Here is a 9,232-nt window from a genome sequence, read left to right as displayed (position 1 = left end):
CCCGAGCTGCTGCTGGCCGACGAACCGACAGCCAGCCTGGACGTCTCGACGGCGGCGCAGGTCATGGAGCTGCTCCTTGCCGCCGCTTCCGATACGGGCGCCGCGCTCCTGCTCTGCACCCATGACCCCGAGCAGGCGGCACGCATGGACAGCTCCGTATCCATGCGGGAGCTGTCCCGCGGGCCGCTCTCGCCGGCGAAAGGAGCCTAGCCATGTCCCTGCTGAGCATGGCTATCCGCAATCTGATGGCCCGCAAAGTCCAAACCGCCCTGACGGCCGCCGTCGTCCTTGTCGGAATCGCCGTCACGCTGGCGGTTCTGATCCTCTCCGGGGGCGTGCGCGGCGGCATCGAGCGGGCAAGCGAGCCGTTCGGCCTCCTCATCGGCTCCAAGGGAAGCGCCAACCAGCTCGTGTTCAATACCATATTTCTGATGGACCGCCCGCTGGACAACCTCAGCCATGCCTACTATGAGAAGCTGGCCGGAGATGACGAAGTGCAGACCGCCGTTCCGTTCGCTCTCGGAGACCAGTACCGGGGATTCCGGATCGTCGGGACAAGCGCCGGCTTCTTCGACCTCAAGGGCCGCCCTGCCGATCCGCCTTACTTCAGCCTTCGCGACGGGCGGTTGTTCAGCGGTCCCTTCCAGGCGGTGATCGGAGCGGAGGTCGCCTCCCGCGAAGGGCTCAAGGTCGGGGACCGCTTCGTCTCCGAGCATGGAGTCGCCGCCTCCGCCGAGCCGGAGGAGCATGGAGAGCATCCCTATGAGGTGGTCGGCATTCTGAAGCCGGTAGCGGCTCCTTCCGACCAGGGCATCTACGTCAGCATGGACAGCTACTGGATCAGCCATGAGCATGGGCATGAAGAGGAAGGCGGAGCGGCCGACGGAGGACAAGAGCCTTCTACTTCTGCCGAGGCTTCGTCTGCGCCTGGTCCGGCTGTGTCCGACGAGGATGAAGCTGCCCGCGGAGTGACGGCCGTCCTCGTCAAGCCCAAGAGCTACATCGGGCTGATGAAGCTGTACCAGCAGACGAACGCCGGAAAAGAAGCCCAGGCCGTGCTGCCGGGCCAGACGCTGGCCAAGCTGTTCGACATGCTGGGCAGCGGCGAGCAGGCTCTGCGCAGCATCGGATACGTCATCCTCGGCATGGCAGGCCTCACAGTCTGCCTCTCCCTGTACGGCTCGGCGATGGAGCGCCGCCGCAGCGTGGCCATCCTGCGCGCGATCGGCGCCGGCCGCCGCCATGTAATGGCCATCGTATTGCTGGAATCCTCCATCGTCATGCTGCTCGGCTGCGCCCTCGGCATCGCCGGAGCCTATGGCTTGTCGGCCGTCCTGTCCGGCTATATCGGCTCCCGCGTATCCATCGCCGTGACGGTCGGATTCCAGTGGTCTCATCTTGGCATCGCCGGCATCGTGCTTGCGGCCGGCATCGCAGCCGGACTGATTCCTGCGCTGGCCGCCTACCGGGCCGAGACGGCCCGCTACCTCGCGATCCAATAGCTTCCTCCCTCCCCGCCCGGAGCCCGGCCATGGTACACTGGACAGATAAGCCATGCCGCAAGCGGGGAGAGAATGCAAGTGAAACTGGTGTCGTGGAACGTCAACGGGCTGAGAGCCTGCGTCAAGAAAGGCTTTGCCGATTATTTCAATCATATGGATGCCGACATCTTCTGCGTGCAGGAGACGAAGCTGCAGGAAGGCCAGATCGAGCTGGACCATGCCGAAGGCTATCATCTGTTCTGGAATTACGCCGTTCGCAAAGGTTATTCCGGAACGGCCGTCTGGACCCGGATCAAGCCGTTGTCCGTCCTGTACGGACTCGAGGACGACTTCGAGGAGGAAGGCCGCATCCTCACCCTCGAGTTCGAAGGGTGGTACCTGGTCAACGTCTATACGCCCAACTCCCGGCGCGACCTGTCCCGCCTTCCGTTCCGGCTGGAGTGGGAGGAGCGCATCCTTCGCTATCTTCAAGGTCTGGACGCCGTGAAGCCTGTCATCCTGTGCGGGGACCTCAACGTCGCCCATCAGGATATCGACCTCAAAAACGCGCGCGCCAACCGCGGCAACTCCGGCTTCACCGAGGAAGAGCGGGGCCGGATGACGACGCTGCTGGAAGCCGGATTCGTCGATACGTTCCGCCACTTCCATCCCGATGCGGAAGGCGCCTATACCTGGTGGTCCTTCATGCCGAAGGTGCGGGAGAAGAACATCGGCTGGCGCATCGACTACTTCCTCGCTTCGGAGCGGCTGCGTCCGCTGCTGAAGGACGCGTCCATCGACAGCGCCGTGCTGGGCAGCGACCATTGTCCGGTCGTGCTGGAGCTGGCGGATGAGCCGGGCAGCGCCAAGGCGGAGATCTAGACGTCAGGAGCTGCAGCAGCACGCTTCTGCAGCGGGAAGCTTCAGGAGCCGACGGCAGCTGCAAGAGCTCATGGAAGGCCATAGGCACGCAAAAGAGGGTCCCGAGCGGGACCCTCTTTTGCTACTGACTTTTCTGCTTGCTGTACATCACTCGCGATACAGCGATGCCCACCACCCCGAGACCGATGAACAGAATTGCTCGGACGGCGATCGTCACGCCAGGAACGTCGATGAAGATGACCTTCAGCAGGGTGAGCAGCACGAGCAGCATGCCGGCAAATCGAGCCTTCGGCCGCCGCAGCATGATTCCGGCGATAATCAGCGCAATCGCATAGGCGACCCATACCGCGGATAAGATCAGCCTTTGGCTGTCCGTCTCCAGCGGCCTCGACGCTGCCAGCGTGAGCTGGGTCAGGAATGCCAGGCCAAGAACTCCGGTCAGCCATAACAGTGCTCCGGATGCCTGCCTTGCTCGCGGGCTCTGTTTATACGGAAGGAATATTCGGTGCAGAACCAGCAAGTCCGCCAGCAGGATGATCCAGCTGAAGGTTTCCGGCGATGCGACGGCATCGATGGGCTTCCCGATAATCCGCATCGCGCCGATGAAGAGCACGATCGTCCCCGCTCCCTGCTGGTAAGGAGCGCGGATGCGCAGGCCGATCGCCAGAGCCAGCGTCCCTTCGACTGCGAGTGCCGCTCCCGCATAAGTGCCCGGCAGCGACTCGAGCAGCAGCAGCATCCATCCGAGCGTCGCCGTGACGGCAAGCAGCTCGGCCGCTTCCTTTTTCTTGGATAGCTGCAACCAAGCCAGAAGGCTGTAGACAGCCGCACCGATCCCGACCAGAATCAGATATTGGCTTTCATGCTTCGGCATCAGCAGCAGATAAGCCCATCCCGCCGTAATCGCAAAGGAAGTGAACACAAGTCCTCTCCGCTCGGAGTAGACAGGAGCCTCCCGCTTCTCCAACAGGTACGCTGTCAGGAGGATAGCCTGCTGCAGGAGCTGGGCGCCGAGAAACCACCATTCCGCTCCATCTCCGGCTCCGAGAAGGGCGGCGACGAGGAGCGCAGGCTGCAGAAGCAGATAGGAAGCGGCGTACACCCAGCGGAACTGAAGCTTCCAGCCGATAAGCAGCGCGGAAGCTGCGAACAGCCCCTCATAAGCAACAAGAATGGAGACATGGGGAGCATCGTAGTCAAGGAGAAACGGAATCAAGCATCCGGCAGCCATGGCGAGCAGCATGAGAGACTGCGAGCGGTAGGCAAGCGCTGTCGCGCCAAACAGCAGGATGGCGATGCCGTAGAGGACGCAGGCCAGCGGAACGGACATGAATCCATACAGCATATGCGCCGCGAACAACGTCACGACGAGCAGCGAATGCGCTCCGCCAAGCAGCGCCTGGCCCAGCGCTTCCCGCTTGTGCCGCATCTGCCGGATGCCGGCCGCGAACATGCATGCCGCCGCCGCAGCGCCGAGCCAGCAGCGGACCGGGCGCGTGATCATGCCCGCATTGACGGCTGCGGCGAAGCCCCACAGCACGCCGAGCAGCAGTACGACGATGAAGATCCGCGGCAGCCAGACCCTGCCGAGCAGATGCTCCCAGTCGACTGGAGGGGCGGGCGGGCGAGGAGCAGCCTGCAAAGGCAAAGTCCCTCCCGCTGCCGCATGTCCGGAAGGACCGGCAGGCCTCGGAGCAGATCCCGGCATGGAACGATGCCCGCCCCCTGCATGAGATTGGGCCGGCGCCGTCTGCAGGAGATGCTCGGGGAACTGCTGCCCCTCGCTTGCCTGCTCGGCGGCCTCGGTCTCATCGAATGCTCGCACCGCAGCGCCGTCCCGCCGCTCCCCTCCCGACAACGGCAAGTCCGCAGCCTGCCGCCGCCGCAGCTCCGCGAGCTCGAGCGCCAAGCCCTGAATAAGCCGTTCCAGTCGTTCAACTCTCTCTTCAAGCTTCATTTGCTGATCCCCTTTTGAACGCTAAAATAGGCCGGCTTGCTGCGAAGCCGCTCCAACTTACGTTACACCTATCAAGCCCATTCCAAATCCCATTTCAGGATTATATCGGTCCGAACTCCTTCATTATCCATTATGCTTTCATAAAAAAAACGCCGGCGATGGATCGCCGGCATTCTGCTGCACAAACGTATATTAAGCGTCCGCGCCTCTCCCGCTGCGGGATGGCGCGGATGGACCTGCAGACGCCTCGCAGTCAACCGCCGGTTCTTCCGGTACGACCGCAGCTTCCCGCTCTCCCTGCACTTCCGGACCGTCTGCCGCTTCGGAGGACGATTCCCCCGCCGGACGCATGCCTTGACGCGGAGTCTGCGGCCGTTTCGGCGCCTTCACGATCTCCGCCTCGTAGTAATCCTGCAGCTCCGCCGCTTTCTTGGCGTTGTCCATGTCCACCTTCGCCTTGGCCAGCTTATCGGCCACCAGCTCCCAGGTCGGCTGCACCTTCTGCACGGCGAGGCCGCGGATCGCATTTTTCACCATTCTCCGTTCCTTGGCGTTGGAGTAGGTGTCCTTGTACTGCCGCGCGTCCGTATCATGCTGAATGTCCGGGAAGATGCGGCGGAAAATCTCCGCCGTCATGCGGGCGTCGTCCAGAGCCCGGTGGGCGCTGCCCTCAGCCGGGATGGCAAGCTCCGCCAAAGCCGCCTCGACGCTGACATCATTGGTCAGGCTGCGCGCGCGCAAATAGATCTTGAGCAGATCATAATAGGAAGCCGCGAGCCAATAGGCATCGTCAAGCTTGTGCATGCGGGTATCCAGCACGATCCGCTTCATATCCTCGCCGCCCCACGTCACGAACGTGCAGGCTTCGCTCTTGCCCAGCCAAGCCAGGAAATGGCGGATGACCGGAACAAACCCGCTCGCCGCATCGATGTCCTCCTGCGGAATGCCCGTCTTCTCCCGAATGAAGCTGTTCAGCTTGGCAAAATAAACCGGCTTGATCAGAGCCGTGAATTCGTCGATCTTCTCCAAGGCTTCGTTCAGCCGGACCGCGCCGATCTCGATAACCTCCATCGGCTTGTCGCTGGCGAACTTCCGCCCGTTGAACTCAATATCCAACACGATATAATCCATGCTCAACCTCCGCTGCAATATCCATTGTTCCCATCATACACGATATTGGACGGTGAAGGACAGCGGAGCATCCTCAGGCAGCGGCAAGAAGCCCCGTTCCTGCCTCGTGCGGCAGCAGCGGGGCTTCTTGCTTATTCCCTGCAGATCATCAGCTTATTGCCGTCCGGGTCGAGAACGACAAACCACTGGTCATGCTCGATTTCCGTCACGAGCCGGGCGCCAAGCTCCTTCATATATGCGAGCGATTCCTCCAGCTTGTCGGTGAGAAGCATGAACGCCGGCGTCTGGATCGAAGGAGCTCCGTCGGGATCGCTGCCTCCCCATTTGGGCATCGTGTCGAGAATCAATCCCGTTCCCTGCATCGGCAGCGGGCATAGATGGCCGAAATGAATCGGGCAATCCGCCTCCATCAGACCCAGCACCTTGCAGTACCAGCTGCGGGAAGCCTCGATATTCCGTACCGGAACGAAATAGCTGCCGACCTTGTTTTTGACCGGACTTGCCGCTACGGCCGATCCCAACGTCTTCCCGTTGTCGCTCATCGTCTTCCCTCCATCGTTCATGTCAAAAGCCTTCCGCACCGCGTCAGGCCTGTACCCCTCCGTTTCTTTCTTGCGGACCGGCGATTCATCCATTCCCCATCTCCCCTTTCTCATTTGATCCGGCGAACCGGCAAGCAGCAGACGGCTCCAATAAGCCCATATCCTTCCATTTCTGTTTCCATCATAGCAAATTTCACGACGCCGGCCGAGCCATTTTTTATCCATCCGCACCGCCGGGTTCAGCCCGTTCAAGCCGCCGAGAGCTGATGCCGGAGATCCATCGCCGGTACCCGTGCGGATCGCAGCCGCCAGTCGCTGTTCGGCCATGCCCGATGCTGCGGTTCCTGTTCGCCGATAAGGGCTGAAAACTTTTTTCTCTCAACCACTTGATAACAATTATCATTATTGGTTATTATAGTAGGAGAGCATAACGAAAAGGACAGCCGCTGCAACGGCTGCCCCAAGAGAATCATATTCGTTATTACAGTTTAGGTTCGAACGTCTTGCAATCCGTCTCTTCGGATTGGCTGGCTTGTCCACGGTGGCTGACCACGTAGATCGACGAAGCGTTGCATTTGTTGCCGTCAGCCCAGTTCTTGCAGGAGTTCACTTCGCACAGAACGTCTTTTGCCATGATGATTCACCTCCATGGTTGAATTGTCAGGGTGTACAATTCCTTTACCTCAAACAGCCTGATATGAATCGATTCCAGCGATTCTTCGGGCTTATTTGCGTTCTCATGCACGTACACCTACTGCCATGATAACCCTTTTCCATAGAGTCCGCAATGCGAGGCTACAAATTTTCCGGAGAGTTGAACGGCCCGTTTATGGTATTCTCAAAGTAACGAGTGTTCAGACAGGAGAACAGAGAATGGAGCTGCTTGATTTCGAGGAATTGAAACGATATTACCATGCCATGGGGCTGGATTCCTCCGTTATACCCGATTTCAAGGACCGGCTTGCTGTCGACGCCCTTCGTCAAAGGAAATCCGATTACGCCGATGTGCTCGAGGTGTCGCTTGATCTGGCCGAACGGTTCCTCGGCTTGCTGCCGCAGGACCCGATGCTGGTAGCCGTCTCCGACGGGGAGGGCCATGTGCTCGGCTTCGGCGGCAATCCGGCCATGATCGGCTCGCTTCACGAGTTCAATATTGTCGAAGGCGTCCGTTACGGGGAAGAGGCCGCCATCAGCTCTATCACGCTGTGCCTGGAGCGCAACGAGCCCGTGCAGGTGATCGGAGCCGAGCATTATCATCTTCCGCTTCAGCAGATGGCCTGCTACACGGCGCCTCTGCCGGATCCGGAAGGCTCGGGCCGCATATACGCCACCATCTCGATCATGACCGTAGCCGACAACGCCCATCCCCAGCTGCTCGCCCTGCTCGGCACGATGGCCGATTCCATCGAGAGGGAGCTGCTGCTGCGCAAGCAGAACACCCAGCAGCAGATTCTGACGCAAGCGCTGCTGGAAACAAGCCACTTCGGCGTGGTCCTCACGGATGAGCACGGAACGATTCTGACCTTGAACGACTCCGTGTCCCGCATGCTCAGCCTCGCAGACAAGCGCGAAGGCCTCGATGCGCGCAGCCTGCCCGTCATCGGCGGTTGCTTCCGCCAGCTTCTGGACGAAGGCGCAAACCACATCGTAGGACTCGAGCTCTCGGACAAGCGCTTCAGCGTCCCGAAGCATTTCATCCTCGACATCGTCCCCATCGTAGACGGCGACGGGCGGATGATCCGTACGGCGGGCACGCTGCGGGAGACGACGGAAACGAAGCGGGCCGAGGAGCAGCTCCGCCACAACGAGAAGCTTGTGTTTGCCGGCCAGCTGGCCGTCGGCATCGCGCATGAAATCCGCAATCCGCTCACCGCGATCAAGGGCATGCTCCAGTTCACTTCGAGCCAGCTTGATCCTGCCCATTACTCCCTGCTCATGAGCGAGATCGAACGGATCAATCTCATCACGGACGACTTTCTCGTCCTCGGCAGGCCGAAGACGCGCCAGCTCGCTATCCGAGAATGCTCCGGCCTGCTGGAAGAGACGCTGCAAATGTTCGAATTCCAATGCCGTCTGGAGAACATCTCCATAAAGCGCGAATATATCAGCTCCGGGCTGCTGCTCTGCGAGTGCGACCAGATGAAGCAGGTGTTCCTCAACGTGCTGCGCAACGCCTCCGAAGCCATGCCGCGCGGCGGGGAAATTTCGATTACGCTGGAGGCGGCCGACGGCCGTCAGACCATCTCGATCTCGGATACCGGAGCAGGCATCGACGCGGAAGAGCTCAAGCGGGCGGGAGAGCCGTTCCATACGACCAAGCCGGGCGGCAACGGCCTTGGTCTCATGATCGTCAAGCGCATCATGGCCGCGCATGAAGGCAGCTTCGCCATCGACAGCATGGCGGGAAAAGGCACGGTCGTCACGCTGGAGCTTCCGCTTGCCGGCAGCGGCCGGTAGCCGAACTCCGAATGCTGCCGCAACGGGAAAAAGGGTCGCGGAATAGTCCGCGACCCTCTTTCGTGCTTCACATCCTCGCAAACGTGCTGTATTTGGAGTCGAAAGCTCCATCACTGCTAAGCAAATACAAAATGCTCTCAATGAGCCCGATGAAGCCGGGAATTCTTTATTTCGTCTATAAAAATAAGAATGAAGACCTATTCTTCTTTTCGGCTTATATTTTCCATAAATAAATTTTTTTGCCGGTAAAGGAAATGTAAAAAAACGGCCGTCCACTAGGACAGCCGTTGGATTCAGTCAAGGAAGCGCGAGCTTCCCCAAGACGGTCGGGCGCGATGCTCCCGTCGCGCTCGGCAGGTTGTTGGCCTGGCCGAGCAGGAAATCATGCCCGAGCAGGGCGAAGATGACCGCTTCCTTGGCATCGTCGGGAATGCCCAGAGCGCCCGAGGTCGTGACGGACAGCTCCGGGAGCAAGCCGGACAGCATTGTCAGCAGCGTCGCGTTGCAAGCCCCGCCGCCGCTGACGACCAGCTCGTGCACCTCGCAGCGGGGCAGCACGAGCTGCCGGCAGGCATCGGCGATGGATCGGGCGGTCAGAGCCGTCGCCGTCGCGACGATATCCTCGGCGCCAAGGCCGCGGGCAGCCGCCCGTTCCAGGAAGCCGTCGGCGTATGCGGCGCCGAACAGCTCCCGACCGGTCGACTTGGGCGGCGGCATGCGGAAGTACGGATGCTCCAGCAGCTCCGCCAGCAGCTCGGCATCGGGCGTGCCGCGCGCCGCCA

The 9,232-nt window shown here is 60.8% G+C and carries 8 protein-coding genes and 1 pseudogene; 4 read left to right on the top strand and 5 right to left on the bottom strand.

What is annotated here, in order from left to right:
* The 3 genes and pseudogenes from BN871_RS28585 to BN871_RS19835 form a co-directional block, all read left to right on the top strand.
* Nucleotides 1-210: pseudogene (locus BN871_RS28585) on the top strand (ABC transporter ATP-binding protein); the annotation flags it as partial.
* 2 nt (nt 211-212) lie between these two features.
* Complete coding sequence (locus BN871_RS19840) at nt 213-1,502, top strand: FtsX-like permease family protein (protein WP_048748477.1); 1,290 nt, start codon at nt 213-215, stop codon at nt 1,500-1,502.
* Between the two features lie 78 nt (nt 1,503-1,580).
* The gene (locus BN871_RS19835; protein ID WP_048748476.1) at nt 1,581-2,363 is read left to right on the top strand and encodes an exodeoxyribonuclease III; all 783 of its coding nucleotides are present in this window, start codon (nt 1,581-1,583) and stop codon (nt 2,361-2,363) included.
* Nucleotides 2,364-2,484: 121 nt separating this feature from the next.
* On the opposite strand, the gene BN871_RS19830 is transcribed toward BN871_RS19835, so the two are convergent.
* The 4 genes from BN871_RS19830 to BN871_RS27075 form a co-directional block, all read right to left on the bottom strand.
* A complete protein-coding gene (locus BN871_RS19830) occupies nt 2,485-4,320 on the bottom strand; it encodes a DUF2339 domain-containing protein (protein ID WP_021881365.1) in 1,836 nt (611 codons plus the stop codon).
* Between the two features lie 192 nt (nt 4,321-4,512).
* Nucleotides 4,513-5,451, bottom strand: a complete 939-nt coding sequence (locus BN871_RS19825; protein WP_069202493.1) for a 3'-5' exonuclease — start codon at nt 5,449-5,451, stop codon at nt 4,513-4,515.
* Nucleotides 5,452-5,582: 131 nt separating this feature from the next.
* A complete protein-coding gene (locus tag BN871_RS30325; RefSeq protein WP_048748479.1) occupies nt 5,583-5,993 on the bottom strand; it encodes a VOC family protein in 411 nt (136 codons plus the stop codon).
* Between the two features lie 481 nt (nt 5,994-6,474).
* Nucleotides 6,475-6,627 carry a DUF1540 domain-containing protein gene (locus tag BN871_RS27075; protein ID WP_083436549.1) on the bottom strand — a complete coding sequence of 51 codons (153 nt, stop codon included), beginning with the start codon at nt 6,625-6,627 and terminating at the stop codon, nt 6,475-6,477.
* Between the two features lie 239 nt (nt 6,628-6,866).
* On the opposite strand from BN871_RS27075, the gene BN871_RS19815 reads away from it, so the two are divergent.
* Nucleotides 6,867-8,450: an ATP-binding protein gene (locus BN871_RS19815; protein WP_048748475.1), complete on the top strand. Its 1,584-nt coding sequence runs from the start codon at nt 6,867-6,869 to the stop codon at nt 8,448-8,450.
* A 297-nt stretch (nt 8,451-8,747) separates the two neighbouring features.
* Here the strand turns inward: BN871_RS19815 and BN871_RS19810 are convergent.
* Nucleotides 8,748-9,232: anhydro-N-acetylmuramic acid kinase (locus tag BN871_RS19810; RefSeq protein WP_048748474.1), on the bottom strand; the 485-nt coding region annotated here is incomplete at its 5' end.

It is taken from the genome of Paenibacillus sp. P22 (genome assembly GCF_000469945.2).
GTDB lineage: Bacteria > Bacillota > Bacilli > Paenibacillales > Paenibacillaceae > Paenibacillus_O > Paenibacillus_O humicus.
This window is presented reverse-complemented; position numbering and strand designations above follow the sequence as displayed.

Excerpts from the sequence above, each read along its gene's own strand:
- BN871_RS27075 (WP_083436549.1), bottom strand. The coding sequence starts at position 6,627 with ATGGCAAAAGACGTTCTGTGCGAAGTGAACTCCTGCAAGAACTGGGCT.
- BN871_RS19815 (WP_048748475.1), top strand. The coding sequence starts at position 6,867 with ATGGAGCTGCTTGATTTCGAGGAATTGAAACGATATTACCATGCCATG.
- BN871_RS19830 (WP_021881365.1), bottom strand. The coding sequence starts at position 4,320 with ATGAAGCTTGAAGAGAGAGTTGAACGACTGGAACGGCTTATTCAGGGC.
- BN871_RS19840 (WP_048748477.1), top strand. The coding sequence starts at position 213 with ATGTCCCTGCTGAGCATGGCTATCCGCAATCTGATGGCCCGCAAAGTC.
- BN871_RS30325 (WP_048748479.1), bottom strand. The coding sequence starts at position 5,993 with ATGAGCGACAACGGGAAGACGTTGGGATCGGCCGTAGCGGCAAGTCCG.
- BN871_RS19825 (WP_069202493.1), bottom strand. The coding sequence starts at position 5,451 with ATGGATTATATCGTGTTGGATATTGAGTTCAACGGGCGGAAGTTCGCC.